Origin of the sequence: Stenotrophomonas sp. TD3 (genome assembly GCF_001939825.1) — a bacterium.
Lineage (GTDB): Bacteria > Pseudomonadota > Gammaproteobacteria > Xanthomonadales > Xanthomonadaceae > Stenotrophomonas.
This window is the reverse complement of record NZ_MOYM01000001.1, coordinates 184,865-210,342: the sequence shown is the minus strand read 5'-3', so window position 1 is coordinate 210,342 and position 25,478 is coordinate 184,865. Positions and strand designations below refer to the sequence as shown.

At 67.9% G+C, this 25,478-nt stretch carries 25 protein-coding genes; 13 read left to right on the top strand and 12 right to left on the bottom strand.

The features are described from left to right. Positions 1–132: 132 nt before the first annotated feature. Complete coding sequence (locus BKE09_RS00920; RefSeq protein WP_075674587.1) at positions 133–1,896, top strand: DUF4105 domain-containing protein; 1,764 nt, start codon at positions 133–135, stop codon at positions 1,894–1,896. Here BKE09_RS00920 and BKE09_RS00915 read toward each other — a convergent pair. Further along, positions 1,874–2,950, bottom strand: a complete 1,077-nt coding sequence (locus tag BKE09_RS00915) for an ATP-binding protein (RefSeq protein ID WP_075674586.1) — start codon at positions 2,948–2,950, stop codon at positions 1,874–1,876. The two genes, BKE09_RS00920 and BKE09_RS00915, sit on opposite strands and share 23 nt — an antisense overlap. Further along, entirely contained in the window at positions 2,950–3,666 is a 717-nt protein-coding gene (locus BKE09_RS00910) for a response regulator (RefSeq protein WP_170871718.1), read from the bottom strand. The genes BKE09_RS00915 and BKE09_RS00910 overlap by 1 nt, the downstream gene beginning before the upstream one ends. A gap of 129 nt (positions 3,667–3,795) precedes the next feature. Here BKE09_RS00910 and BKE09_RS00905 point away from each other — a divergent pair, with 129 nt between their 5' ends. From BKE09_RS00905 to BKE09_RS00890, 4 genes are all read left to right on the top strand, one after another. Continuing rightward, positions 3,796–4,944: an efflux RND transporter periplasmic adaptor subunit gene (locus BKE09_RS00905; protein ID WP_075674585.1), complete on the top strand. Its 1,149-nt coding sequence runs from the start codon at positions 3,796–3,798 to the stop codon at positions 4,942–4,944. A 36-nt stretch (positions 4,945–4,980) separates the two neighbouring features. Further along, positions 4,981–8,130, top strand: coding sequence for a multidrug efflux RND transporter permease subunit (locus BKE09_RS00900; RefSeq protein WP_075674584.1), 3,150 nt, complete (start codon positions 4,981–4,983; stop codon positions 8,128–8,130). Continuing rightward, positions 8,111–8,503: a nuclear transport factor 2 family protein gene (locus tag BKE09_RS00895; RefSeq protein WP_075674583.1), complete on the top strand. Its 393-nt coding sequence runs from the start codon at positions 8,111–8,113 to the stop codon at positions 8,501–8,503. The genes BKE09_RS00900 and BKE09_RS00895 overlap by 20 nt, the downstream gene beginning before the upstream one ends. Positions 8,504–8,586: 83 nt before the next feature. Continuing rightward, the gene (locus tag BKE09_RS00890; protein ID WP_075674582.1) at positions 8,587–9,282 is read left to right on the top strand and encodes an MliC family protein; all 696 of its coding nucleotides are present in this window, start codon (positions 8,587–8,589) and stop codon (positions 9,280–9,282) included. Between the two features lie 52 nt (positions 9,283–9,334). Here the strand turns inward: BKE09_RS00890 and BKE09_RS00885 are convergent, their stop codons facing one another. The 6 genes from BKE09_RS00885 to BKE09_RS00860 form a co-directional block, all read right to left on the bottom strand. Further along, entirely contained in the window at positions 9,335–9,868 is a 534-nt protein-coding gene (locus BKE09_RS00885) for a hypothetical protein (RefSeq protein ID WP_075674581.1), read from the bottom strand. Continuing rightward, positions 9,858–10,424 carry an elongation factor P-like protein YeiP gene (yeiP, locus tag BKE09_RS00880; RefSeq protein ID WP_005409468.1) on the bottom strand — a complete coding sequence of 189 codons (567 nt, stop codon included), beginning with the start codon at positions 10,422–10,424 and terminating at the stop codon, positions 9,858–9,860. The genes BKE09_RS00885 and yeiP overlap by 11 nt, the downstream gene beginning before the upstream one ends. 49 nt (positions 10,425–10,473) lie before the next feature. Further along, complete coding sequence (locus BKE09_RS00875) at positions 10,474–11,244, bottom strand: SDR family oxidoreductase (protein ID WP_075674580.1); 771 nt, start codon at positions 11,242–11,244, stop codon at positions 10,474–10,476. Positions 11,245–11,344: 100 nt separating this feature from the next. Further along, a complete protein-coding gene (locus BKE09_RS00870; RefSeq protein ID WP_075674579.1) occupies positions 11,345–12,241 on the bottom strand; it encodes a hydroxymethylglutaryl-CoA lyase in 897 nt (298 codons plus the stop codon). Continuing rightward, positions 12,238–12,639, bottom strand: coding sequence for a VOC family protein (locus BKE09_RS00865; protein ID WP_075674578.1), 402 nt, complete (start codon positions 12,637–12,639; stop codon positions 12,238–12,240). Before BKE09_RS00865 ends, BKE09_RS00870 begins: the two co-directional genes overlap by 4 nt. A gap of 2 nt (positions 12,640–12,641) precedes the next feature. Next, positions 12,642–13,430 carry an enoyl-CoA hydratase/isomerase family protein gene (locus BKE09_RS00860; RefSeq protein ID WP_014037048.1) on the bottom strand — a complete coding sequence of 263 codons (789 nt, stop codon included), beginning with the start codon at positions 13,428–13,430 and terminating at the stop codon, positions 12,642–12,644. Positions 13,431–13,549: 119 nt separating this feature from the next. Here BKE09_RS00860 and BKE09_RS00855 point away from each other — a divergent pair, with 119 nt between their 5' ends. The 3 genes from BKE09_RS00855 to BKE09_RS00845 are packed head-to-tail and all read left to right on the top strand — an operon-like array spanning position 13,550 to position 15,911. Then, positions 13,550–13,804, top strand: a complete 255-nt coding sequence (locus BKE09_RS00855; RefSeq protein WP_005409473.1) for a FeoA family protein — start codon at positions 13,550–13,552, stop codon at positions 13,802–13,804. Beyond that, positions 13,801–15,666 (top strand): ferrous iron transporter B, encoded by a 1,866-nt coding sequence (locus BKE09_RS00850; protein WP_075674577.1) that lies wholly within the window; start codon positions 13,801–13,803, stop codon positions 15,664–15,666. The genes BKE09_RS00855 and BKE09_RS00850 overlap by 4 nt, the downstream gene beginning before the upstream one ends. Then, a complete protein-coding gene (locus BKE09_RS00845; RefSeq protein WP_075674576.1) occupies positions 15,666–15,911 on the top strand; it encodes a DUF6587 family protein in 246 nt (81 codons plus the stop codon). Before BKE09_RS00850 ends, BKE09_RS00845 begins: the two co-directional genes overlap by 1 nt. Before the next feature lie 129 nt (positions 15,912–16,040). Here BKE09_RS00845 and BKE09_RS00840 read toward each other — a convergent pair whose 3' ends face one another. The 4 genes from BKE09_RS00840 to BKE09_RS00825 form a co-directional block, all read right to left on the bottom strand. Next, entirely contained in the window at positions 16,041–16,502 is a 462-nt protein-coding gene (locus tag BKE09_RS00840) for a DUF4304 domain-containing protein (RefSeq protein ID WP_049444848.1), read from the bottom strand. Between the two features lie 115 nt (positions 16,503–16,617). Then, positions 16,618–17,199: an NAD(P)H-dependent oxidoreductase gene (locus BKE09_RS00835; RefSeq protein WP_075676527.1), complete on the bottom strand. Its 582-nt coding sequence runs from the start codon at positions 17,197–17,199 to the stop codon at positions 16,618–16,620. Positions 17,200–17,254: 55 nt separating this feature from the next. Then, a complete protein-coding gene (locus BKE09_RS00830) occupies positions 17,255–17,650 on the bottom strand; it encodes a MerR family transcriptional regulator (protein ID WP_075674575.1) in 396 nt (131 codons plus the stop codon). A gap of 4 nt (positions 17,651–17,654) precedes the next feature. Then, the gene (locus tag BKE09_RS00825) at positions 17,655–18,434 is read right to left on the bottom strand and encodes a 3-oxoacyl-ACP reductase (protein ID WP_075674574.1); all 780 of its coding nucleotides are present in this window, start codon (positions 18,432–18,434) and stop codon (positions 17,655–17,657) included. A 72-nt stretch (positions 18,435–18,506) separates the two neighbouring features. Here BKE09_RS00825 and dapB point away from each other — a divergent pair, with 72 nt between their 5' ends. The 5 genes from dapB to BKE09_RS00800 all read left to right on the top strand — a co-directional run bounded on the left by dapB (position 18,507) and on the right by BKE09_RS00800 (position 25,475). Then, positions 18,507–19,226, top strand: a complete 720-nt coding sequence (gene dapB, locus BKE09_RS00820; protein ID WP_075674573.1) for a 4-hydroxy-tetrahydrodipicolinate reductase — start codon at positions 18,507–18,509, stop codon at positions 19,224–19,226. A 335-nt stretch (positions 19,227–19,561) separates the two neighbouring features. After that, positions 19,562–20,689: a glutamine-hydrolyzing carbamoyl-phosphate synthase small subunit gene (gene carA / locus BKE09_RS00815; RefSeq protein ID WP_075674572.1), complete on the top strand. Its 1,128-nt coding sequence runs from the start codon at positions 19,562–19,564 to the stop codon at positions 20,687–20,689. Between the two features lie 148 nt (positions 20,690–20,837). Beyond that, positions 20,838–24,080: a carbamoyl-phosphate synthase large subunit gene (gene carB, locus BKE09_RS00810; RefSeq protein ID WP_075674571.1), complete on the top strand. Its 3,243-nt coding sequence runs from the start codon at positions 20,838–20,840 to the stop codon at positions 24,078–24,080. A gap of 8 nt (positions 24,081–24,088) precedes the next feature. Next, positions 24,089–24,553: a transcription elongation factor GreA gene (gene greA, locus BKE09_RS00805; RefSeq protein ID WP_026347191.1), complete on the top strand. Its 465-nt coding sequence runs from the start codon at positions 24,089–24,091 to the stop codon at positions 24,551–24,553. Between the two features lie 4 nt (positions 24,554–24,557). Continuing rightward, complete coding sequence (locus tag BKE09_RS00800) at positions 24,558–25,475, top strand: hypothetical protein (RefSeq protein WP_021204549.1); 918 nt, start codon at positions 24,558–24,560, stop codon at positions 25,473–25,475. Positions 25,476–25,478: the final 3 nt, after the last annotated feature.

The window sequence follows — 25,478 nt, the reverse complement described above, 5'->3', positions numbered from 1 at the left end:
ACTTCGGCGTCATCGCTTTCTGTAGAGCCGAGCCATGCTCGGCTGAACGCCCAGCGCACGCGGATCGCAACAGCAGCCGAGCATGGCTCGGCTCTACAGTGGTTTGGGCGGTGGAACGCAGCCACGCATGGCGTGGCTCTACTGCTGATCGCCCACGTCGCGCACGCAGCTGATCGCCTGCAGCTCGACCCGTCTGGTCTCGACCCTGCACAGCAGCAGCTCGCCAGCCAGACCCTCGCCGACGTGCAGTCACTGCTGCCGGAGGGCCTGCTGCGCGCTTTGCCGGCTCAGGTGCAGGTGCGCTGGAGTGATGACCTTCCCGCCAAGGTGCACGGCCGCGCGTTCGGCGGCCGCATCACGTTGCGCCGCGACCTGCTGGATGACGGCATGCCCGGCAGCCGCCGTGCGCGCCGCAGCGCGCTGGTGCACGAGCTGACCCACGTTGCAGACCGTGGCGGTGCGAGCTGGTCGCAGAGCATGCGTTGGCTTGATCTCGCGGGCTGGCAGCGCAAGCCCTGGCACCTCGGCCGTGGCGGCAACGATTTCCATGACCGCAGCCCGGATGTCTATGAGCTGACGAACGCGGCCGAGTACCTGGCCGTGAACGCCGAGCATTTCGTGCTCGACGGCGAGTTCGCGTGCCGGCGTCCGGCGTTGGCGCAGTGGTACCAGACGCATTTCGGAACACCGCCGTCGCTGCCACAGCCGCAGTGCTCCACGACGCTGCCCTTGCTGCAGGCCGAATCGGAGGAGGGCGCGGCATCGCTGCTGCAGCTCGACCCGGCGCGCGTCTACGCGGTGGACTACCTGTTCGCCGAAGGCAGTGCGCAGCCGATGAGTCGCTGGGGCCACAGCATGTTGCGGCTGGTGATCTGCAAACCGGGGCGTGCACCTGGGCCGGATTGCCGCCTGGACCTGGAGTACCACCGCGTACTGTCGTTCCGCGCCTTCGTAGGTGACGTGCAGATTTCCAACTGGCGCGGGCTGACTGGCGGCTATCCCTCACGGCTGTTTGTTCTGCCGCTGCAGCAGGTGGTGGACGAGTACACCAAGGTCGAGCTGCGCGGGCTGCAGTCGCTGCCGCTGCAGCTGGACCGCGGCGAAATCGCCAGCCTGCTCGAGCGTACCGCACAGGTGCACTGGAGCTATGACGGGCGCTATTACTTCGTCAGCAACAACTGCGCGGTGGAAACCGCGAAGCTGCTGCAGGCCGGGGTGCCGCGCCTGGGCGAGGCCGGATTGGCCCAGCTGAGCCCGCGTGGCTTGAAGCGGCGACTGGTGCGGCTGGGCGTGCTCGACGAGGGGGTGCTGGCGGACCGCAATGCGGCGCAGGCGCAGGGCTACTACTTCGCTTCGGCGCGCGACCACTACCAGCAGTTGTTCGCAGTGGCCGCGGCCCAGCTGGCCTTGCCCGCTCGTAATGTGCGCGGCTGGTTGAAGCTGCCTGCACAGCGGCGGGCACCGTGGCTGCTGCAGGGTGACCTGCGTGCCAGTGCCGGCCTGTTGCTGCTGGAACAGGCCGCGCAGCGGCGCGCCGAGCTGCGCGCACGCGATGTGCTCAAGCGGCAGCTGCTGGCCGCGCCGGACAGCGCTGAAACGCGCAGCCTGCGGGGCTTGCTGGAGCAGAGCGGGCAGTGGCTGCGCCCGGGGACGCTGCTGCAGGACGGCGGCTATGGATTGCCGCTGGGCGACGAGCAGGCGCTGTTGTCCGAGGCCGTGGCCACTGCCAGTGCGCAGGCGGTCCCGGCGTGGCAGGCTTTGCGCGTGCAGCTGCGCCAGCAGCTGCCGATCCGCCAGCGCGAGGAAATGGATGCGATCGACGCCAATCTGGCCGCACTCGGTGCACACCTGCGTACGCAGGCTGCCGGTACGACTACTGGCGCGGCAGTTCGATGACGAAGCGGCTGCCGCCGGCGCTGCCCGGGATGCAGTAGACGCGGCCACCGTGTGCATCGGCAATGGCCTTGACCACCGCCAGGCCGAGCCCGCTGCCGCCGCCCTGGCGCGAACGCGAGCCATCGGCACGCATGAACGGGGTGAAGATATCCGTGTGCAGTTCCGGGTCGATGCCCGGGCCCTCGTCTTCGATCGAGACCTGCACGTGGCCGGGCGTGTCGTGCACGGCGATCCGTACCTTGCCCGGGCTGGCGTAGCGACGCGCGTTTTCCAGCAGCGCCAGCAACGCCTGGCGCAGGCGGGTCGGGTCGCAGTGCGCGTTGTGTTCCTCGCGGCTGGTTTCCAGCTCCAGCACGAAGCCGGCGGCGCGGAACTGCGGGTCGACCAGGGTCATCACCGAGTGCACCTCGGCCACCACGTCGGTGCGCGCGCGGCGTACATCCAGCCGCGCATTGTCGGACAGGCTCAGGACGCGCAGATCCTCGATCAGCCGTGACAGCCCTTCGACCTGGGCCAGCAGGCTGCGGAACTGGGATTCGTCGGGCTGGAACACGCCCTCGGCCAGCCCCTGCAGGCGGCCGCGCAGGATCGTCACCGGCGTGCGCAGCTCATGGGCGATGGCGGCGTGCCACATCGCGCGCTCGCTCTCCATGTGCTGCAGGCGGCGCGCCATCGCATTGAAGTCCTCGACCAGGGTCGCCACTTCGCCCGGCGAATTTTCCTCGACGCTGGCGCGTGCACCCAGGTCGCCGCCCGCGAGCGCACGCACGCTGTCCACCAGCGAATTCAACGGCGACAGGATCCGGTGGGCGAGGCGGAACGAGGCGGCGATGGCCAGCGCCAGCCCGGTCAGGATCACGCCCACCATCCATGCCAGTTCCGGCCCGGTCGGCAGCCAGCTTTCCGGCTCCTCGGCACTGCCGGGGAAGAACTCGACCAGCACCGCGTACAGCAGCCACGACGACAGGATCATCATCACGATGACGCCGATCACCATCAGCGACATCGAAACGATGATGTGGCGGCTCAGCCCGGAGCGGCGCAGGGGGGCCATCAGCGGTCGGCCATCAACCGGTAGCCGACGCCACGCACGCTGGCTGGGACGTTGACCATGCCCACCTCATCCAGCTTGCGGCGCAGCTTGCTGACATGGCTGTCGACGGTGCGCTCCAGTGCTTCGCTTTCCGGCAGACATTCGTGCATCAGTTCGCTGCGGCTGAAGATGCGGGTCGGCGCCAGTGCCATGCAGTGCAGCAGCTTGAACTCGGTGAGGGTGAGCAGCACTTCGTGGCTGTAGCCTTCGCCCTCTACATGCACGGCGTGGGTGGCCGAGTCAATCAGCAGCGGGCCGACGCGCAGCGCGGTGGGTGCGTCCACGCGTGAGGCGCGCAGCGTACGCCGCAGCACGGCGCGCACGCGCGCAGCGACCTCGGCCGGGTTGAACGGCTTGACCACGTAGTCATCAGCGCCCATCCGCAGCGCGGTCAGCTTGTCCAGGTCCTGGTCCAGTGCGGTCAGCATGATCACCGGTGTCTCGCCGCGCTGGCGCAGCTGGGTCAGCACGCTCCAGCCGTCCAGGCGCGGCAGCTGCACATCGAGCAGGACCAGGTCGGGGCGGGCGCTGCGGTGCAGGTCCAATGCGCTATGGCCATCGGCGGCGCGCAGCGTGCGCAGTCCTTCGCGTTCCAGGTAGGCGCAGAGAATGTCGGCGATCTCGGCCTCATCCTCGACGATCAGGACGAGGGCGGCGAGGGCAGGGGAGGCATGCATGCAGGGGCGGGGCCATAAGGTGCTTGCCTCCATCGTATCTCCACAGTTCCTCCATCGAAACCCCATCATCACCACGCAGACTGCGCGCTTCAGAACCTATCCGCCGCCTGCGCGGCATTGTGCACAGCAATGAGAACCTTCAGGACTCCGGTCGCGTTGATCGCGGCCCTCGCCTTGGCCATGACGGCCTGCTCCACCCCCGAAGCCACCCCCGAAGCGGCGCCGCGCGTCAGCGTGATCAGCGTCGGTCCGCAGGTGGTGCAGCGTGACGACGAACTGCCCGGCCGCGTCGCTGCGGTGCGCACCGCGCAGATCCGCGCACAGGTGGGCGGCATCGTGCAGCGACGCCTGTTCGACCAGGGGGCGGAAGTCAGTGCCGGCCAGGCCCTGTTCCAGATTGACCCGGCAGCGTTCCGGGCCGACGTCGATTCGGCGCTGGCCGCACTGCAGCGCAGCGAGGCGGCGTTGGGCCGCAGCCGCGTGCAATCGCAGCGCCTGCACGCCCTGGCCGCCGCGCAGGCGGTCAGCCAGCAGCATCGCGACGACGCGAGTGCCGAGTACGAACAAGCCCGTGCGGCGGTGAATGAAGCGCGCGCGATCCTGTCCCGTCGCCAGCTCGACCTGCGCTATGCGACGGTCAGCGCACCGATTGCCGGCCGTATCGATCAGGCATTGGTGACCGAAGGTGCGCTGGTCGGCGTGGCCGATGCCGAGCCGATGGCCGTAGTGCAGCAGATCGACCAGGTCTACGTGGATGTGCGCCAGCCGGCGGCGCAACTGGAGTCGCTGCAACGCAGTGCCGCCGGTGGTGGCGAACTGCCGGTGACGATCATCGGTGCCGCCGGCAAGCCGCTGCCCGAGCGTGGCCAGCTGCTGTTCTCCGGCATCAACGTCGATGCACGTACCGGTGATGTGATCCTGCGCATCCTGGTCGACAACCCGCAGCGCCAGCTGCTGCCTGGCATGTATGTGCGCGCGAGGGTACCGCGGGGTGCCCCGGCCAGTGCGTTGACCGTGCCGCAGCAGGCGGTGCTGCGCAGCGCCGGTGGCCAGGCCTATGCCTGGGTGATCGGTGCCGACGGCAAGGCGGTGATCCGCACGCTGGAGGTGGACGGCAGTGTCGATCGCCAGTGGCTGGTGCGCACCGGCCTGAAGGCCGGCGAGAAGGTGGTGGTCGAGGGCCAGGAGCGCCTGCAGGAAGGCGTGGTGGTCGATGCGCGCGACTGGCAGAAGCCGGTCGCCAGCGCCGGTGCGGTGCAGGCCGGCAGCAAGGGCTGAGCCTTTCCCGGGCCAGCCCCTCCAGGAAAATCCAACATGGCACGTTTCTTCATCGATCGCCCGGTGTTCGCCTGGGTGCTGGCGATCTTCATCATCCTGGCCGGCGTGCTGGCGATTCCGCGCTTGGCCGTGGAGCGCTATCCGGCGGTCGCGCCGCCCAGCGTCAGCATCTATGCCAGCTACCCGGGTGCGAGCCCACAGACGTTGAATGATGCGGTGGTCGGCCTGATCGAGCGCGAGCTGTCCAGCGTCAAGCATCTGCTGTATTTCGAGTCGTCGGTGGACACCTCCGGCGAAGCCTCGATCACCGCCACCTTCAAGCCCGGCACCAATCCGGAGCTGGCGCAGGTGGACGTGCAGAACCGGATCAAGGCGATCGAGCCGCGCCTGCCGCGCAGCGTGCGCCAGAACGGCCTGTTCGTGGAGGCCGCCGATTCCGGCTTCCTGATGCTGGTCGGCCTGCGTTCGCCGGATGCCAGCGTCAGCGAGGCGGCGCTGGGCGATTTCATGGCGCGCAACATCATCGAAGAGCTGCGCCGCATCGATGGCGTCGGCCGCGTGCAGTTGTTCGGTGCCGAGCAGGCGATGCGCGTGTGGCTGGACCCGACCCGGTTGACCGGCTACGGCCTGACCATGGGCGATGTGGCGACCGCCATCGAGCAGCAGAACCTGGAGATCTCGCCCGGACGCATCGGTGATTCGCCGGGTGTTCCAGGCCAGCGCATCACCGTGCCGCTCAGCGCCGACGGCCAGTTGTCCACGCCGGAACAGTTCGCGGCGATCGTACTGCGTGCCGGGGCCGACGGTTCGCGGGTGGTGCTGGGTGATGTCGCCCGCGTTGAACTGGGCGCGCAGAGCTATGCCTGGGGCACCCGCGAGGACGGCCACCCGGCCACCGCCGCCGGCGTGCAGCTGCGCCCGGGCGCGAATGCGGTGCGCACGGCGTCAGCGGTCCGTGAGCGCATGGCCGAACTGGCGCCGCTGTTGCCGCGCGGCGTGGAGGCGAGCATCCCGTTCGACACCGCACCGTTCGTGAAGATCTCGATCCAGAAGGTGGTGCAGACGTTGCTGGAGGCGATGCTGCTGGTGTTCGCGGTGATGTACCTGTTCCTGCAGAACTGGCGCTACACGCTGATTCCAGCGCTGGTCGCACCGATCGCGCTGCTCGGCACCTTCGCGGTAATGCTGGCGCTGGGCTTCTCGATCAACGTGCTGACCATGTTCGGCATGGTGCTGGCAATCGGCATCATCGTCGACGACGCGATCGTGGTGGTCGAGGGCGTGGAACGGATCATGGCCGAGGAGGGCCTGCCGCCGCGCGAGGCCACCATCAAGGCGATGCGCGAGCTGACCGGTGCGGTGATTGGCATCACCCTGGTGCTGACCGCGGTGTTCATTCCGATGGCCTTGGCCAGCGGCTCGGTGGGCGCGATCTACCGCCAGTTCACCGTGGCGATGGCGGTGTCGATCCTGTTCTCGGCGCTGCTGGCGTTGAGCCTGACGCCGGCGCTGTGCGCGACCCTGCTGCGCCCGAACACCCATGGCCACCATGGTCGTGGTGGGCTGTTCGGTGCCTTCAATCGTAGCTTCGAGAAGATGACCGGGCGCTACCAGCGTGGCGTGGCCTCGGTGCTGCAACGGAGCGGGCGGGTGATGGGTGTGTTCGCCGCACTGGTGGCGGCGCTGCTGCTGGGCCTGCACTGGTTGCCGGGCGCATTCCTGCCGGAAGAGGACCAGGGCTATTTCATGACCTCGATCCAGCTGCCGGCAGAAGCCACCGCCGAACGCACGCTGGCGGTGGTCGAAGCCTACGAACGGCATGTGGCATCGCGCCCGGGCATCGGCTCCAACCAGTCGATCCTCGGCTACAGCTTCTCCGGTTCCGGCCCCAGCGCGGCGCTGACCTACACCATGCTCAAGGACTGGGGCGAGCGCGCAGGCGCCACCGCGGCCGGCGAGGTGGCGGCCGCGCAGAAGGCGATGGCCGCGATTGCCGAGGGCGAGGTGATGAGTGTGATGCCCCCGGCGATCGACAGCCTGGGCCGTTCGTCCGGGTTCTCGCTCGCCCTGCAGGCGCGTACCGGGCAGAGCCAGGCCGAACTGCGCGCGGCCCTGCAGCAGCTGCTGAAGCTGGCCGAGGCCAGCCCGCTGCTGTCGGAGGTGCATGCCGATGGCCTGCCTGCAGGCACCAGCGTGCGGCTGGACATCGACCGGGCCAAGGCCGAGGCGATGGGCGTGGGCTTCGAACACATCAGCAGCACGCTGTCGGCGGCAATGGGCTCGCAGTACGTCAATGATTTCCCCAACAAGGGCCGGTTGCAGCAGGTGATCCTGCAGGCCGATGCGCCGCATCGCATGGAACTGGAGGATGTGCTGAAGCTTTACGTGCGTAACAGCGAGGGTGGCATGGTGGCGCTCTCCGAACTGGTGACCCCGCACTGGACCGAGGCGCCGTTGCAGCTGCAACGCTATCTCGGCTTCCCGGCGCTGAACCTGTCCGGCGCCCCGGCCTCCGGCGTGTCGACCGGCCAGGCCATGGCGGAGATGGAGCGGTTGGCCGAAAAGCTGCCGTCCGGCTTCGCCCTGCAGTGGACCAGCCAGTCGCTGCAGGAGCGTGAGTCGGGGGCGCAGGCGCCGTGGCTGCTGCTGCTGTCGATGCTGGTGGTGTTCCTGGTGCTGGCGGCACTGTACGAGAGCTGGTCGATTCCGCTGGCGGTGATGCTGGTGGTGCCGTTGGGCCTGCTCGGCGCGGTCGCCGCCGTGTTGTTGCGCGGCATGCCCAACGACGTGTTCTTCAAGGTCGGCATGATCACCGTGATCGGGCTGTCGGCGAAGAACGCGATCCTCATCGTCGAGTTCGCGCGGCAGCTGCAGCAGCAGGGGCGCGGACTGGTCGAGGCGGCACTGGAGGCGGCGCGCCTGCGCCTGCGGCCGATCGTGATGACCTCGCTGGCGTTCGCACTGGGGGTGGTGCCGCTGATGCTGGCGCAGGGTGCGTCGAAGGAAACACAACAGGCGATCGGAACCGGCGTGTTTGGCGGCATGGTCAGTGCGACCGTGCTGGCGGTGTTCTTCGTGCCGGTCTTCTATGTAGTGGTGCAGGGCGCGCGGCAGTGGATCGCGCAGCGCCTGCGCAGGCGCCGGCCGATGCCGGAAGGATCCGTGGATGGAACGGGACATCGTTGAAGATCTGCACGAGCGACAATTGCTGGCGCTGGAGCAGCGCCTGTGCGCGGCGCTGCTGGAGAATGATCACGATGCGCTGACCGCGCTGGTATCGCCAGCCTTGTTCATGATGGACGGGCAGGGCGGGCGCATGCTCGATCTGCCATGGCTGGGTGACTGGCTGGCCGGGAGACTGCAGGTGCGCAGCCTGCAGTCGTACGCGGTGGAAACGCTTCTGTGTGGCCGTCTGGCGTTGCTGTCCAGCGACGTGCGATTGTCCGTGGGGCAGCAGGGCCGGGAGCATGAACTGAAGCTGCGCCTGCTGCGGGTCTGGACCTGTAGTTCCGGCGGCAGCGGTGCGCAGTTGTTGTCGATGGCGGTGCTGGCCGCGTGAGCGCGGTCAGGCCGCTTTCAGGCCCCGCTCACCGGCAGGTGATAGGGTCGAAGATCTCTGTAGTGTCGACAAGGAGTCGAGCCATGCGTGTAGTTCCCAGTCTGTTGGCAGCCTCCCTCGGGTTGGTCCTGGCCGCGTGCCAGCCGGCACAGCCGCCCGCCGCGAGCGGCAATGATGCCGCGCCGCCGGCCGCGCCCGAACCGGCCGCCGGCACCGGTGCCGGCAGCGAGACCACGTACCAGTGTGGTGATCTGAGCGTGCGCGCGACCTTCAATGGCGAGGATGCGGCCACGGTGGTGATCGGCGAACGCACTTTCGCCATGAGCTCCGAGCGTGCGGCGTCAGGCGCCAAATACGGCGATGGCAAGGGCAACAGCTTCTGGACCAAGGGCAGCGATGACGGCCTGTTGAGCCTGAAGGGCGAAGCCGATCGTGAGTGCCATGCGGTCGAAGCCACTGAAGGCGATGGCAGTGCTGGCAATGCCGCGTTCCGCGCCACCGGCAACGAACCGGGGTGGCTCGCGGTCGTAGATGGCGACACGCCGGGCCTGCAGGTGGAAGTCGATTATGGCGAGCGCCGCTTCGATGTGGCCAAGCCCACCGAAGGTGCTGACGGTTGGAGTGGCAAGGCGTCCGACGGTACCGACGTGAAGCTCAGCTTCCAGCGCACCACGTGCCAGGACGACATGAGTGGCGAGGCATTCGATGCCAAGGTGAACCTGACCATCGGCACCCGCCAGTATCACGGCTGCGGCAACTTCGGCGCGAAGCAGCCGTAAGGCATCTGTTCTGTAGAGCCGAGCCCATGCTCGGCTCTACATCATCGAGGGGTCAGCCCCCGCAGGGCTTCAGGTTGAGATCGAAGTCCAGGTCATAGCGTGTGTTGATTCCGATCAGCGCTGCGCGGACAGCGCAGTCACCGCGATGACGCGCGACCAGATCGGTGAAGATCTTCTCGCGGCCCTCGCAGTACTTCGCGCTGGCCTCTTCCAGTTCGCGGCGACGCTCGTCGTCGTACGGCTCTTCGCCGGCGAAATGCTGGCAGGTGTTCTCGCGCGCGAGGAAGGCCTGCACGTCGGCCGGCATCGCGCAGTAGATGCGCACGTCGTCGACGTCGTACACATCGCCTGGGACCGGACAGCCTGCGGCTGCACGTGCCTTGTCCAGGTCCTCATCGCCCGAGGTCAGGTCGGTAGCGGGCTCCGCTTCGGCGGTGGCCTCGACGGCGGCCGGTGCCTCCACCGCAGGTGGGGCCGTCACGGCCGGTTCGGCCGGCGTGGCGTCGGCAGCGTTGTCCGCTGCCTGCGGCGAGCACGCCGCAAGCAGGGACAGGCAGCCGATCAGCGCAAGGCGCTTAGTCGGCACGGCCAGCGAATTCGCCGGTGGCGGTGTTCACCAACACGCGTTCGCCGTTGACGATGTACTCCGGCACCATGATCTCGATGCCGGTGTTGAGCTTGGCCGGCTTCGGGCGCTTGGTGGCGGTGCCGCCTTTCAGTTCCGGCGGCGTCTCGATCACTTCCAGCACCACCGAGGCCGGCAGCTGGATCGCCACCGGCTGCTCGTCGATCACCTGCACGTAGATGCCGGTCAGGCCGTCGGTGATGTAGCCGGCGTCGTCGCCGATCACGTCCGCGTCCAGGGTGTACGGGGTGTAGTCCTCGTCATCGAGGAACACGAACGCATCGCCATCCTTGTACGAATAGGTGGACTGGCGGCGCAGCAGTTCGACCTCGACCAGGTTGTCGTCGGCATCGAAGCTGGCATCGAGCTTGTTGCCGCCCGGCACGCTGTACATGATGAAGCGGAAGCGGACGTTGCCGCCGCGACCCTGCGGCGAGCTGCGCTCGATGTCGCGGATCTGGTACACGCCGTTGTTGTACTCGACGACGTTGCCCTTCTTGATGTCGTTGGCTTTCATGGTGATCTAGGTCGTTGGGGGAGGGCGCCGTCCCGGCGCCCGGGGGGAATCACTTCGGAGCGAGGCGGGTAGCGCCGTCCAGGCGGATGGTCTCGCCGTTGAGGTAGGTGTTGCCGAGGATGAAGCCGACCAGGCTGGCGAAGTCTTCCGGCTTGCCCAGGCGCGACGGGAACGGGATCGACGCGGCCAGCGACTGCTGCACCGCCTCGGGCATGCCATCCACCATCGGCGTCCAGAACACGCCCGGGGCGATGGTGTTGACGCGGATGCCGAAGCGCGACAGTTCGCGCGCCATCGGCAGCGTCATCGACACCACGCCGCCCTTGCTGGCTGCATAGGCGGCCTGGCCGATCTGGCCTTCATAGGCTGCGATGCTGGCGGTGTTGATGATCACGCCGCGCTCGCCGTCGGTGCCGGCTTCGTTGTGCTGCATGCGGTTGGCCGCGGCCTTGGCCACGTTGAAGCTGCCGACCAGGTTGACCATCACCGTGCCCTGGAAGCCGGCCAGCGGCATCGGGCCTTCCTTGCCCAGCACGCGGCCGGCGCCGAGGATGCCGGCGCAGTTCATCGCCACGTTCAGGCCGCCGAGGAAATCGTGGGCCTGGTCGATGGCTGCCGAGACGGCCGCTTCATCGCTGACGTTGACGTTGAAATAGCGGGCCTTGTCGGTACCCAGATCGGCAACGGCGGAGGCGCCCTTGTCGTCGTTGAGGTCGAACAGGGCCACCTTGCCGCCCTGGGCGACGAGGTGCTGGGCCACGGCCAGGCCGAGGCCGGAAACGCCGCCAGTGATCACGGCACGTACGGAAGACAGCTGCATTGAACGGTCCTGCAGGTTCGAGAACCGCCGATTCTAACGGAAGCCGCGACCGCCGCTGTTGTGCACTGCGCCGCCTTTGCAGGGCGGCGCAGTGCAACGGTCAGCCGGCGGCGGCCAGCGCCTGCCCGGTGCGGCTGGCGGTGGCGCGGCCGAGCAGGCCGGCCAGCCAGCGGCCGGTCTCGGCCAGTGCCGGCAGGTCCACGCCGCTGTCCAGGCCCAGGCCCTGCAGCAGGTAGACCACATCCTCGCTGGCGACGTTGCCGCTGGCGCCCTTGGCGTAGGGGCAGCCACCGGCACCGGACACCGCGCTGTCGACCACGCGCACGCCTTCTTCCAGGCAGGTGGCGATGTTGGCGATGGCCTGGCCGTAGGTGTCGTGGAAGTGCACGGCCAGTGCCGCCATTGGAATCTCGGCGGCAACCGCCTGCAGCATCGCCCGTGCCTTGCGCGGGGTGCCGACGCCGATGGTGTCGCCCAGCGAGATTTCGTAACAGCCCATCTGGTGCAGGGCACGCGCCACCCGCACCACGTCGGCCAGTGGCACCTCGCCCTGGTAGGGGCAGCCGAGCACGGTGGAGACATATCCGCGCACGCGCACGCCATCGGCGGCGGCGCGGCGCAGGATCGGCTCGAACCGGGCCAGCGATTCGTCGATGCCGGCATTGGTGTTGGTACGGTTGAACGCCTCGGAGGCTGCAGTGAACACCGCCACTTCTTCCACGCCCACCGCACGGGCGCGGTCGTAGCCCTGTTCGTTCGGCACCAGCACCGGGTAGTGGATGCCGGGCCGGCGCTGGATGCTGGCGTAGACCTCGGCGGCGTCGGCCAACTGCGGGATCCACTTCGGGCTGACGAAGCTGGTCGCCTCGATGCTGCGCAGGCCGGTGGCCGACAGGCGGTTGATCAGTTCGATCTTGTCGGCGGTGGACACCGACTGCTTTTCGTTCTGCAGGCCGTCACGCGGGCCGACCTCGACGATGCGGACGTAGTCGCTCATGCGGCCACCTCGCTGACCGGGCGATGGCAGACCGCCTCGATGTTGTTGCCGTCCGGGTCGAGCACGAAGGCGCCGTAGTAGTCGGGGTGGTACCACGGGCGCAGGCCCGGCGCGCCGTTGTCGCGGCCGCCGGCGGCGAGGGCGGCAGCATGGAAGGCGTCCACCTGGTCGCGGCTGGCGCAGGCGAAGGCCACGTGCACGCCGTGGCTGGCGGTGCCGCCATTACCGAGCCAGAAGAACGGCTTGCCGTCGCTGCCGAAGCCGATGTGGTCGTGCGCGCCGGTCTGTTCGGCGGTCACTTCCATCACCACGCCGATCTGCAGCGGCGCCAGTGCCTGCAGGAAGAAGGTCTTGCTGCGCGCCAGGTCGGCGCTGGTCAAACCAAGATGATCGAGCATGTTCAGGCTTCCGTGACCCAGTGGGGCGCGCGCTTGTCGAGGAAGGCGCCCAGGCCTTCCTGGCCCTCGGCGGACACCCGCAGGCGCGCGATCAGGGCGGCATTATCCCGATCCAGCGCGTCGCGGTCATGGCTGTCGCGGACCTGCCGGACCAGCTGCTTGGCGGTGGACGAGGCGATCGGGCCGGCCTTGTCGAGCAGGGCCAGCTGCCGCTCCAGCGCCTCGTCCAGGCGCTCGGGCTCGACCAGCTGGTGGACCAGGCCGATGCGCAGTGCGGTATCGGCGTCGAAGTGCTCACCGGTGGCGAACCAGCGCCGCGCCTGGCGCGGGCCGATGGCCTCGATCACGTAGGGCGAGATTACCGCCGGCAGCAGGCCGAGGCGGCTTTCGGTCAGGCCGAAGCGGGCCGAGGTGCTGGCGATGGCGATGTCGCAGCAGGCAACCAGGCCGACGCCGCCACCGAAGGCCGCGCCGTGGACCCGGGCCAGGGTCGGCTTGGGCAGCTCGTCCAGGGTGCGCATCAGCCGCGCCAGGGCCAGCGAGTCCTCGCGGTTGTCGGCCTCGCTGGCGGCGGCCATGCCGCGCATCCACTGCATGTCGGCACCGGCCGAGAAGGAGGCGCCGTGGCCGGCGACCACCACGGCCCGGACCGAATCATCGCGGCCGGCGGCTTCCAGTGCGGCGGTCAGCCGGGCGATCAGGCTGGCGTCAAAGGCGTTGTGCAGCTCCGGCCGGTTCAGCCAGAGGGTGAGGACGGCGCCACGGCGCTCGATCTGCAAAGCATCGTTCATGGGATTCCAGGGTCACTCCATACCTGTATGGATCATAGCGGGCCATTGGTCATGGGCCATGACGCGACGCGGGAATGTTAGAATCGAGAACCATTTACATCCAGCAGAGAACACGCTAGATGACGCTGTCCGAACTGCCGCTGCACACCTCGGCCGTGGTCGAGTCCGTGCAGGACCTGCATGCCAACGATGCCATTGCCCGTCGCCTGCGCGAGCTGGGTTTCGTGAAGGGCGAGGAAGTGCGCCTGGTGGCCAAGGGCCCGGTGGGCGGCGAGCCGCTGCTGGTGCAGGTCGGGTTCACCCGGTTCGCGCTGCGGATCAGTGAAGCCAAGCGCGTCGTGGTCGACGCCGCCAGCCAGGAACGACGTGCATGACCGCTACCACCGCCACCGCCCCCCTGCGCATCGCGCTGGTCGGTAACCCCAACAGTGGCAAGACCGCGCTGTTCAACCAGCTGACCGGCAGCCGCCAGAAGGTCGCCAATTACACCGGCGTCACCGTCGAGCGCAAGGAAGGCCGCCTGCGCGCGCCGTCCGGCCGTGAATTCGCCGTGCTTGACCTGCCGGGCGCCTACAGCCTGCAGCCTGCCAGCCTGGACGAGGCGATCACCCGTGACCTGTGCCGGGGCTTCTACCCGGGCGAAGCCGCGCCGGACGTGCTGCTGTGCGTGATCGATGCCACCAACCTGCGCCTGCACCTGCGTTTCGCGCTGGAACTGCGCGAACTGGGCAAGCCGATGGTGGTGGCCCTGAACATGGTCGATGCGGCCCAGCGCCGCGGCATCCAGGTGGACGTGGCCGCGCTGGAGCGGGAGCTGGGCGTGCCGGTGGTTGAAACCGTGGCGGTGCGCAAGCAGGGCGCCAAGGCCCTGGTCGAGCGCCTCGACGCCATGGTGCCGCACCTGGATGCGCCGGTACCGGGCCCGGAGGGTGGCATCGATTACCATGCCAAGGTGCGCCAGATCCTGTCGGTCGCCGTGCGGATGCCGGCGCGGACCGCGAAGATCGACGACGCGCTGGACCGCTGGCTGCTGCACCCGGTGTTCGGCCTGGTCAGCCTGGCCGTGGTGATGTTCCTGATCTTCCAAGCGGTGTACGCCTGGGCGACGCCGCTGATGGACGCCATCGAGGCCGGTTTCGCCTGGCTCGGCGCCTTCGTCGGCAGCGTGCTGCCGGAGGGCCCGCTGGCCAGCCTGCTGACCGACGGCATCATCGCCGGCGTCGGTGGCGTGGTGGTGTTCCTGCCGCAGATCCTGATCCTGTTCTTCTTCATCCTGGTGCTGGAGGAATCCGGCTACCTGCCGCGTGCGGCGTTCCTGCTCGACCGCATGATGGCCGCCGCCGGCCTGTCCGGTCGCTCGTTCATCCCGCTGCTGTCCAGCTTCGCCTGCGCGGTGCCGGGCATCATGTCCACGCGCAGCATCCAGGACCCGCGTGACCGCCTGGCCACGATCCTGGTGGCGCCGCTGATGACCTGTTCGGCGCGGCTGCCGGTGTATGCGCTGCTGATCGGCGCGTTCATTCCGCAGAAGACGGTGTGGGGCGTGTTCAATCAGCAGGGACTGGTGCTGTTCGGCCTGTACGCGGCGGGCATTCTCAGTGCGCTGGCGATGTCGTGGATCATGAAGAAGTGGCGTCGCGACAAGAGCGAGCACCCGCTGATGCTGGAGCTGCCGTCGTACCGCCTGCCACATGTGCGCGACCTGGCGGTCGGCCTGTACGAGCGCGGCATGATCTTCCTCAAGCGCGTTGGCGGCATCATCCTGGCGCTGACCATCCTGTTGTGGGTACTGCTGTCGTTCCCGGCGGCACCGGCTGGCGCCACGATGCCGGCGATCGACTACAGCTTCGCCGGCCAGATCGGTCATGCGATGGCGGTGTTCTTCGCGCCGCTGGGCTTCAACTGGCAGATCTGCATTGCACTGATTCCGGGCCTGGCTGCGCGCGAAGTGGCGGTGTCCTCGCTGGCGACCGTGTACGCGCTGTCGGCGGCCGATGACGATGCTGCCAGCCAGGCGCTGACTCCGCTGATCAGCGACGGCTGGTCGCTGGCCACCGCGCTGTCGCTGCTGGTCTGGTACATCTACGCCCCGATGTGCATCTCGACGCTGGCCACCATCAAGCGCGAGACCAATTCGTGGAAGACGATGGCCTTCTCGGCGTTCTACCTGTTTGCTGCGGCTTACGTGGCTGCGCTGATCACCTACCAGGTGACCAAGGCGCTGGGAGGCGGCTGATGGACCGTGGACTGCTGCTGCAGTACCTGATCATCGCGGTGGCCGTGCTGGTCAGTGCCTGGGTGGTGCTGAAGAAGCAGTTCCCGGGCACCGTGCGCACGCTGCGCGGGGCACTGGCGCTGGCCCTGCTGAAGCCGGGCCGCGCTGCCTGGCTGCAGGCGCTGGGGCGGAAGATCGCGCCGCCGGCAACGGGCGGTGGTGGTGCCTGTGGCGGTTGCGACAGCTGCGGGCCGACCAAGAAGTAGCGTCGAGCCAAGCTCGACTGCAGCCGCCCGGTGGGTGCGAACTTTCGCCCGGTGGGTGCGGGCCTTTGCCCTGTGGGGACGAACTCTCGCCCGGTGGGTGCGAACCTTGGTTCGCACGCTTTCCAGGGTTCAGACCTCTCTACGGATGAGCGCGCGGAAGTTTCCGTCCTGATTCAGTCGCCGCACCGATTCGCGGTTTCCATGGGCTGCCGCGAAGCCCGCCACGTCGGCCAGGGCATCAAGCAGCAGGCCTTTCAGTCCGTCACGGTTTCCGGCCTCCAACAGGTCGTCAAGGTCCTGCTGGATGAACGCCCGGCGCAGGCCCGGCGTTTCTTCGATCCGCCAGTCGACATGGGGCGTGGGGATGCTGGAGCGGTACCTGAAAGCCGTTTCAAGATCGTCAGGCGCGAGGGGATACTCGAGCAGCTCTGGAAAGTAGAGCCCGGCATTCACATAGAAGCCCCGGCTTTCGCTGGCGCGTTGGTGATTCACGACAAGCAGGGCGGCATCCAGCAAGCGGTAGCGGGTCGTCGACGTGCCGGCAAAGCCGGTCTTCCGGGCGCACTTGCTGAAGACGGTCGAGGATTTCATGGGCTTTGCCTGGGCCGGAAGCGGGGCCCACAGCCTTGAGGCGCAGTGCCTGGCGGTCAATTGGCAAACGCGACACTGGAACGTGGCCCGTATTTCATCCACGCATGGCGTGGATCTACCTGGCGCGTGAACCCAGCTCTGCTGCCAACGCCAGCCACTTGCTGCGTTGTGCTGGGGTACTGCTGCGTACCGCACCGAGTCGGCTGACCCGCACCGGGCGGATGCCGCAGAATTCCAGGATGGTGGCGCGGATCTGGGTGATGCCCGGGTCGCGGTAGATCCAGCGGTAATACCAGGGCGGCGTATCCAGCGTGGTGATCACCCGCGCGCTGCGGCCAGCCAGCAACCGGTCCCACCACACCGAATCGCGCCGGTAGCGGAAGGCGTACCCCGGCAGCAGCACGCGATCGAAGAAGCCCTTCAGCAGCGCCGGCATCGCACCCCACCAGGTGGGGTAGACCAGGACCAGGTGATCGCAGGCTTCAATCGCGTCGGCGGCGTCCTGCAGATCCGCTTCCAGCGGCTGGATCTGGCGGTACCCGTGGCGCAGCACCGGGTCGAATTCAAGGTTGCCCAGAGCGATCAGGCGTACCCGGTGGCCGGCGTTCTCGGCGGCGGTGGCATAGCGCTGGGCGAGCGCGCCGCACAGGCTGTCGCGGTCGGGATGGCCGAGCAGGATCAGGATGGAACGGGACACGGCAACCTCGGGCAATGGAAAGTGCGCGAGGCTGCGGTCTGCCCCAGGGGCAGAGTCAAGCCTGGGTCGTGCAGCCGCTGGGTTCCAGCACGCAGTCACGGCTGCCGGAGAGCAGCCACTGCTGCAGTTCGTCGCTGACCTGCTGCAGGGCGCGCTCGACCTGCGCCAACCGCGCGCGTTCGCTGGCAATGCGCGTGCGTTGCTGTCCCAGCAAGGCCAGCACCGCAGGCCAGTCGAGCCGTCCGTCGCGGCCCTGCAGGCGGGATACTGCGGCCAGCGTGATGCCCAGCGCCAACGCCTGGCGGATCAACTGCACCCAGGCCACATCCTGTTCGCTGTAGTCGCGATAGCGGTTCAGTCGTGGCACCGGTGGCAGCAGTCCGCGCGCCTCGTACAGGCGGATGGCCTTGGCGCTGGCACCGGTCAGGCGGCTGACCTCGGAAATGCGCATTGCCTCAGTCCCGCACCAGACCGCCATCGACCACCAGGTTCTGCCCGGTCACCGCGCGTGACCACGGGCTGGCGAAGAACAGCGCGGCGTCGGCGAACTCGGCCGGGGTGGTGACGCTGCGCAGTGGCGTGTTTGCGGCGATGTAGTCGAACACCGCTTCGGGCGTGGCGGCGCTGGCATCGGTAGTGCGCAGCAGGCCACCGGACAGCATGTTCACGGTGATGCCATGCGGGCCGAGGTCGCCGGCCAGGGTGCGGGTCAGCGACAGCAGCGCGGCCTTGGCGGCGGTGTAGTCGTGGTAGGGCACGACCGGGTTCTGGAACAGGTTGGTGCCGATGTTGATGACCCGGCCGAAGCGACGGGCCTGCATGCCGGGCAGGGCGGCCTGTACGGTGTTCAGCGCGCCACGCACGCTGCCCTCGAACTGCGCCTGGAACGCCGGCCAGCCGATATCGGCGGCGCCGTCGCGGGCATCACCATTGAACGAGAAGGCGGCCAGCGCGTTGTTGACCACCGTGGTGACGCCCTGGCCGAAGTGCCCCAGCGCCTGCTGCAGCATCGCATCGACCTGGCCGCGGTCGGTGACGTCGGCCGGCAGCGCGATCGCCTGGCCGCCCAGCTCGGCGGCCAGCGCACGTGCGGCGCCTTCGCTGCGGTGATAATTGACGATGACGCGCGCGCCCTGCGCCGCGAACGCGCGGGCGATGTGCTGGCCAAGGCCGCGGCCGGCACCGGTGACCAGCACCAGCTGTTCGCTGATCTGCATGAGGGGGCTGCCATCCATTGCATGAAAGGGCATGCAGCGTAGCAGTGATGGCGCTTGCCGGAGCAGGCGTGCTGCCGCTAGCCTGCAGGCATGAACCAGACTCCCCTGCGATTGCTCATTCACGGTGCCTCCGGGCGCATGGGCCAGGCCCTGCTGCGGCTGGCCGCCGAACATCCCGATACCCTGCAGATCGTGGCTGCGGTTACCGGCCGTGCGCCGGCCCAGCGCGTGGTCGACGGCGTGCCGTTCTTCGCGGCCAGCGAACTGCCCGGTGCGCCGGTGTTCGACGTGGCGATCGACTTCAGCCTGCCGGAGGGCTTCGACCCGATGCTGGCGCTGTGCGTGGAGCGCGGCGCGGGCCTGGTCTCGGGCACCACCGGCATCTCCAGCGCGCAGCGGCAGGCGTTGGAGGCCGCTGCGGCGTCCATTCCGCTGGTCTGGGCGTCGAACTTCAGCCTGGGGGTGGCGGTACTGGACGAGCTGGTCGAGCGCGCGGCGCAGGCGCTGGCCGGCTGGGACTGCGACATCGTCGAATCGCACCACACGCAGAAGAAGGACGCGCCGTCGGGCACCGCGCTGACCCTGGGTGCGGCCGCGCAGCGGGGTGGGGCGGATCCGCATTACGCCAGCCTGCGTGCCGGCGACATCGTCGGCGAGCATCTGGTGCAGTTCACCGGCCCGGGCGAGCGCATCGAGCTGGTGCACCGGGCCACCAACCGCGACATCTTCGCCCGCGGCGCCCTGTTCGCCGCCCGCCAGCTGCAGGGCCGAGCCCCGGGCAGCTATCGGGTGCGGGACCTGCTGCAGTAAGGCGGGCTGATTCCTGGGGTCGGATCCCTTTCCAGCGGAAAGGGCTCTGGCCCCGTCCGAGGGCGCCTGGGGTCAGAGCCTTTCACATCCGGGAAAGGATCCGACCCCGCCTCCGGCCCGCATACGCCGCCGGATTGAAATGAATGCGCAATCGCCTGTTCACAATGCGCGATAACCGCTGGCGCGAGCGCCCCGGCAGCGCTACAATTCGCACTCGCCGAATCACGAAAGCCGGACCGGTCCCAGACCGTACGTCCGCGCTTTTTTGCAACCGGATTTCCGTGAAGCGCAGGCGTGACTTCGGCAGCCCCCTCGGTAGCCAAAGTGAGATTCCCGTGACCCAAGCCGCAATCCTCGTCCTCGAAGACGGCACCGTATTCGAGGGCGAATCCGTAGGCGCGCCCGGCCTGTCCGTCGGTGAGGTGGTGTTCAACACCGCCATGACCGGCTACCAGGAAGTGCTGACCGACCCGTCCTACGCCCGGCAGATGGTCACGCTGACCTATCCGCATATCGGTAACACCGGCATGACCGACCAGGACAATGAAGCGTCCAAGGTGTGGTCGGCCGGCCTGATCGTGCGCGACGTTCCGCGCCGTCCCAGCAACTGGCGCAGCCAGGTGTCGCTGCAGGACTGGCTGATCCAGCGTGGCGTGGTCGCCATCGCCGGCATCGACACCCGCAAGCTGACCCGCATCCTGCGCGAGAAGGGCGCGCAGAACGGTGCGCTGATGGCCGGTGTCATCGACGTGGAAAAGGCACTGGAAGCCGCCCGCAAGTTCCCGGGGCTGAAGGGCATGGATCTGGCCAAGGTCGTCACTATCGAGAAGACCTACACCTGGACCGAGGGCCAGCTGGACCTGGATGCCAATGCCTTCGTCAGCGTGCCGGCGAAGTTCAAGGTCGTGGCCTACGATTTCGGCGTGAAGACCAACATCCTGCGCATGCTGGCCGAGCGCGGCTGCGAAGTGACCGTGGTGCCGGCGCAGACCCCGGCCGCCGAAGTGCTGGCGCTGAAGCCGGACGGCGTGTTCCTGTCCAACGGCCCGGGTGACCCGGAACCGTGCGACTACGCCATCGACGCGATCAAGACCTTCATCGACGTGAAGATCCCGACCTTCGGCATCTGCCTGGGCCACCAGCTGCTGGGCCTGGCCTCGGGCGCACAGACCATGAAGATGGGCCACGGCCACCACGGTGCCAACCACCCGGTGCAGGACCTGGACAGCGGCCGGGTGATGATCACCTCGCAGAACCACGGCTTCGCGATCGATGAAGCGACCCTGCCGGCGACCCTGCGCGTGACCCACCGCTCGCTGTTCGACGGCACCAACCAGGGCGTGGCCCGCACCGACGTGCCGGCGTTCTCGTTCCAGGGCCACCCGGAAGCGTCGCCCGGCCCGACCGATGTCGGTCCGCTGTTCGACCGCTTCGTGGTGCTGATGGAGCAGGCCAAGGCGTGATCAGTACGCCGCCGGCCCGCCGGTGGCGTCGCGATGGACCGTAAACCCCGCATCGCTGCTGCCGCTGGCGCGGCGCTGCGGATCAAGATTCCTGATCGACAGCGTGCGATCACCCCCCTTGTCACGCTGTACTGACTTAGAGAAGAAAATGCCCAAGCGCACTGACCTCAAGACCATCCTCATCATCGGTGCTGGCCCGATCGTCATCGGCCAGGCCTGCGAGTTCGACTACTCTGGCGCCCAGGCTTGCAAGGCCCTGCGTGACGAGGGTTACCGCGTGGTGCTGGTCAACAGCAACCCGGCCACCATCATGACCGACCCGGAGATGGCCGACGCCGTCTACATCGAGCCGATCAACTGGCAGACGGTCGAGAAGATCATCGCCAAGGAAAAGCCCGACGCGCTGCTGCCGACCATGGGTGGCCAGACCGCGCTGAACTGCGCGCTGGACCTGGCCGACCACGGCGTGCTGGAGAAGTACAACGTCGAACTGATCGGCGCCAAGCGCGAAGCGATCCGCATGGCCGAAGATCGCGAGCTGTTCCGCGTCGCCATGGGTGAGATCGGCCTGGAATGCCCGACCGCCGCCGTCGCCCACACCCTGGACGAAGCGCTGGAAATCCAGACCCGCGTCGGCTACCCGACCATCATCCGCCCCAGCTTCACCCTGGGCGGCAGCGGTGGCGGCATCGCCTACAACCGCGAAGAGCTGGTCGAGATCGTCAGCCGCGGCCTGGAACTGTCGCCGACCACTGAAGTGCTGGTGGAAGAGTCGGTGCTGGGCTGGAAGGAGTTCGAGATGGAAGTGGTCCGCGATACCGCGGACAACTGCATCATCGTCTGCTCGATCGAAAACCTGGACCCGATGGGCGTGCACACCGGTGACTCGATCACCGTGGCGCCGGCGCAGACCCTGACCGACAAGGAATACCAGCGCCTGCGCGACGCCTCCATCGCCGTGCTGCGCAAGATCGGCGTCGATACCGGTGGCTCGAACGTGCAGTTCGGCATCAACCCGAAGACCGGCCGCGTCGTCGTCATCGAGATGAACCCGCGCGTGTCGCGTTCGTCGGCGCTGGCCTCCAAGGCCACCGGCTTCCCGATCGCCAAGGTCGCCGCCAAGCTGGCCGTGGGTTACACCCTGGACGAACTGAAGAACGAAATCACCGGTGGCCTGACCCCGGCCTCGTTCGAGCCGTCGATCGACTACGTCGTCACCAAGATCCCGCGCTTCGCCTTCGAGAAGTTCCCGGCCGCCGATGCCCGCCTGACCACCCAGATGAAGTCGGTGGGCGAGGTGATGGCGATGGGCCGTACCTTCCAGGAGTCGGTGCAGAAGGCGCTGCGTGGCCTGGAAACCGGCAAGGTCGGCTTCGACCCGACCGGCCTGGACCTGAGCAACGAAGAAGACCTGCAGACCCTGCGTCGCGAGCTGAAGGCGCCAGGCCCGGAGCGCCTGTTCTTCGTCGCCGATGCGTTCCGCGCCGGCATGAGCGTGGAAGAGATCTACGCGCTGTCGTTCATCGATCACTGGTTCCTGGACCAGATCGAGGAAATCATCGCTGCCGAAGCTGACGTCGCTGCCGGTGGCATCGACGCACTGGACGCCGCCCGCCTGCGCAAGCTGAAGCGCGCTGGCTTCTCCGACGCCCGCCTGGCGCAGCTGACCGGCACCAACGAAGCCGCCATCCGCGCGCTGCGTCGTGCGCACAAGGTGCGCCCGGTCTACAAGCGCGTGGACTCCTGTGCCGGTGAATTCTCCACCGGTACCGCCTACCTGTACTCGACCTACGAGGACGAGTGCGAGGCCGCGCCGAGCAACCGCGACAAGATCATGATCCTGGGCGGTGGCCCGAACCGCATCGGCCAGGGCATCGAGTTCGACTACTGCTGCGTGCACGCGGCGCTGGCGCTGCGCGAGGATGGCTATGAAACCATCATGGTCAACTGCAACCCGGAAACCGTGTCGACCGACTACGACACCTCCGACCGCCTGTACTTCGAGCCGCTGACCCTGGAAGACGTGCTGGAAATCGTCGAACTGGAACAGCCGAAGGGCGTGATCGTGCAGTACGGCGGCCAGACCCCGCTGAAGCTGGCGCGCGCGCTGGAAGCCAACGGCGTGCCGGTGATCGGCACCAGCCCGGACTCCATCGACCTGGCCGAAGACCGCGAGCGCTTCCAGCAGCTGGTCGACAAGCTGGGCCTGAAGCAGCCGCCGAACCGCATCGCCCGCAACGACCAGGAAGCCCTGCTGCTGGCCCGCGAGATCGGCTACCCGCTGGTGGTGCGCCCGAGCTACGTGTTGGGCGGCCGTGCGATGGAGATCGTCTACGGCGAAGCCGACCTGGCCCGCTACGTGCGCGACGCGGTGAAGGTGTCCAACGATTCGCCGGTGCTGCTGGACCGCTTCCTCGATAACGCCGTGGAGTGCGACGTCGACATCATCGCCGACAAGGATGGCAACGTCCTGATTGGTGGCGTGATGGAGCACATCGAAGAAGCCGGCGTGCACTCGGGCGATTCCTCCTGCTCGCTGCCGCCGTACTCGCTGTCGGCTGAAACCCAGGCCGAGCTGCGCCGCCAGGTGGTGGAACTGGCCAAGGCCCTGAACGTGGTCGGCCTGATGAACACCCAGTTCGCGATCCAGACCAGCGATGAAGGTGCAGACACCATCTACCTGCTGGAAGTGAACCCGCGTGCCTCGCGCACCGTGCCGTTCGTGTCCAAGGCCACCGGCATGCCGCTGGCCAAGATCGCCGCCCGCTGCATGGCCGGCAAGACGCTGGCCGAGCAGGGCGCGACCAAGGAAATCGTGCCGGACTACTACTCGGTGAAGGAAGCGATCTTCCCGTTCGCCAAGTTCCAGGGCGTCGACCCGATCCTCGGGCCGGAGATGCGCTCCACCGGTGAGGTGATGGGCGTCGGCCGCACCTTCAACGCCGCCTTCGCGCGTGCCCAGGAAGCCGGTGGCATCAAGGCGCCGCCGGTCGGCAAGGCCTTCGTCTCGGTCCGCGATCCGGACAAGAAGCGCGTGCTGCCGGTGGCCAAGGCACTGCTGGCGCGTGGCTACAGCCTGGTCGCCACCCGTGGCACCGCCGCATGGCTGCAGCAGCACGGCATGGACTGCGAGATCATCAACAAGGTGGTCGAAGGCCGTCCGCACATCGTCGACTCGATCAAGAACGGCGAGATCGTCTACATCGTCAACACGACCGAAGGTCGTTCGGCGATCAACGACTCGTTCTCGATCCGTCGCGAGGCGCTGCAGCATCGCGTCACCTACTCGACCACCATTGCCGGCGCCAAGGCGCTGGTGGATTCACTGGAATTCCGCGGCACCGGCCCCGTCTGGTCGCTGCAGGAGCTGCACAAGGAGTTGAATGCATGAGAGCCCCCATCACGATGAAGGGCGCGCAGAAGCTGCGCGACGAACTGGATCACCTGAAGTCGGTCAAGCGCCCGAAGGTGATCGCCGCGATCGCCGAGGCGCGTGAGCATGGCGACCTGAAGGAGAACGCCGAGTACCACGCCGCGCGCGAGGAACAGGGCTTCATCGAAGGCCGTATCAAGCAGCTGGAAGGTGAGCTGTCGCACGCCGAGATCATCGATGTGAGCAAGCTCAACGCCGGCTCCAAGGTGGTGTTCGGCGCCAGCGTGACGCTGGCCGACGTGGAAACCGACGAAGAGAAGAAGTACCAGATCGTCGGTGACCTGGAAGCGGACATCAAGCTGGGCCTGATCGCCATCTCCTCGCCAGTGGCGCGCGCGATGATCGGCAAGCTGGAAGGCGATTCGATCGTGATCGACGCCCCGGCCGGCCAGCGCGAGTACGAGATCGTCAGCGTCAGCTACGTGGACTGACCCAGTGGCAACGGCGACCCTGCTGTTGCCGGCGCGCAGCCGCTTTGCCGCGGCTGCGCTGCCGGACGATGTGGCGCGTGCGCTCGGCCGCGCCACGACGGTGCAGGTCGCGCCGGGCGAGCGCGCGCAGCTGACGCGCCATTTCACGGTCGCCGCGCCGCACTGGCCGGTGGCCGCGTTGACCCGCCAGCGCGACGTCGGCGATGCCGCCGGCGCCAGCTGGCTGCGCGCCGATCCGGCCTGCATGGTGCCGGACATGCACGGCGCGCGGATGATGGCCTACGGCGAAACGCTGCGGCCGACCCTGGCCGACAGCCTGGCGTTGCTGCCGGTGCTGCAGCCGTTGTTCGCCGATGCCGGATTCGTGCTCGACGCACCGGACCCTTCGCGCTGGTACCTGCGGCTTCCGATCGACCTGGCCCTGCCGGATTTCGACAGTCCGGACGAGGTGCTGGGCGATGACCTGTTCTCGCATCTGCCGGAAGGCGAGGGCGGCCGTCGCTGGCGGGCGCTGATGACCGAAGCGCAGGTGCTGCTGCACAACCATTCCTGGAACCAGCAGCGCGCCGCGCAGGGACAGCAGCCGATCAATTCGCTGTGGTTCTGGGGCGGTGGCGTGATGCCGGTGTCGGTCAGCACGCCGCACGCACAGGTGCGCAGCCGCGACGCGCTGCTGCAGGGCCTGGCTCTGGCGGCTGGCGTAGCCGTGGATGGCGAGCAGGCGGTGGATGCGCTGGTCGACCTGCGCCAGCTGCGCTCTTTGCAGCAGCTCGGCAATGATGCGATCCGCCCGCTGCTGGCCGCGTTGAAGCGCGGCGAGCTGCAGCGGCTGGTGCTGGATTTCGAGGATGGCCTGCAGTTCCAGCTGGACCGTGGCCAGCGCTGGCAGTTCTGGAAGAAGCCGCGCCAGCTTCACGACTGAGCG

Coding starts and splice junctions, on each gene's coding strand:
- BKE09_RS00915 (WP_075674586.1), bottom strand. CDS start 2,950: ATGGCCCCCCTGCGCCGCTCCGGGCTGAGCCGCCACATCATCGTTTCG.
- BKE09_RS00910 (WP_170871718.1), bottom strand. CDS start 3,666: ATGCATGCCTCCCCTGCCCTCGCCGCCCTCGTCCTGATCGTCGAGGAT.
- BKE09_RS00905 (WP_075674585.1), top strand. CDS start 3,796: ATGAGAACCTTCAGGACTCCGGTCGCGTTGATCGCGGCCCTCGCCTTG.
- BKE09_RS00900 (WP_075674584.1), top strand. CDS start 4,981: ATGGCACGTTTCTTCATCGATCGCCCGGTGTTCGCCTGGGTGCTGGCG.
- BKE09_RS00895 (WP_075674583.1), top strand. CDS start 8,111: ATGGAACGGGACATCGTTGAAGATCTGCACGAGCGACAATTGCTGGCG.
- BKE09_RS00890 (WP_075674582.1), top strand. CDS start 8,587: ATGCGTGTAGTTCCCAGTCTGTTGGCAGCCTCCCTCGGGTTGGTCCTG.
- yeiP (WP_005409468.1), bottom strand. CDS start 10,424: ATGAAAGCCAACGACATCAAGAAGGGCAACGTCGTCGAGTACAACAAC.
- BKE09_RS00875 (WP_075674580.1), bottom strand. CDS start 11,244: ATGCAGCTGTCTTCCGTACGTGCCGTGATCACTGGCGGCGTTTCCGGC.
- BKE09_RS00870 (WP_075674579.1), bottom strand. CDS start 12,241: ATGAGCGACTACGTCCGCATCGTCGAGGTCGGCCCGCGTGACGGCCTG.
- BKE09_RS00865 (WP_075674578.1), bottom strand. CDS start 12,639: ATGCTCGATCATCTTGGTTTGACCAGCGCCGACCTGGCGCGCAGCAAG.
- BKE09_RS00860 (WP_014037048.1), bottom strand. CDS start 13,430: ATGAACGATGCTTTGCAGATCGAGCGCCGTGGCGCCGTCCTCACCCTC.
- BKE09_RS00855 (WP_005409473.1), top strand. CDS start 13,550: ATGACGCTGTCCGAACTGCCGCTGCACACCTCGGCCGTGGTCGAGTCC.
- BKE09_RS00850 (WP_075674577.1), top strand. CDS start 13,801: ATGACCGCTACCACCGCCACCGCCCCCCTGCGCATCGCGCTGGTCGGT.
- BKE09_RS00845 (WP_075674576.1), top strand. CDS start 15,666: ATGGACCGTGGACTGCTGCTGCAGTACCTGATCATCGCGGTGGCCGTG.
- BKE09_RS00840 (WP_049444848.1), bottom strand. CDS start 16,502: ATGAAATCCTCGACCGTCTTCAGCAAGTGCGCCCGGAAGACCGGCTTT.
- BKE09_RS00830 (WP_075674575.1), bottom strand. CDS start 17,650: ATGCGCATTTCCGAGGTCAGCCGCCTGACCGGTGCCAGCGCCAAGGCC.
- BKE09_RS00825 (WP_075674574.1), bottom strand. CDS start 18,434: ATGGATGGCAGCCCCCTCATGCAGATCAGCGAACAGCTGGTGCTGGTC.
- dapB (WP_075674573.1), top strand. CDS start 18,507: ATGAACCAGACTCCCCTGCGATTGCTCATTCACGGTGCCTCCGGGCGC.
- carB (WP_075674571.1), top strand. CDS start 20,838: ATGCCCAAGCGCACTGACCTCAAGACCATCCTCATCATCGGTGCTGGC.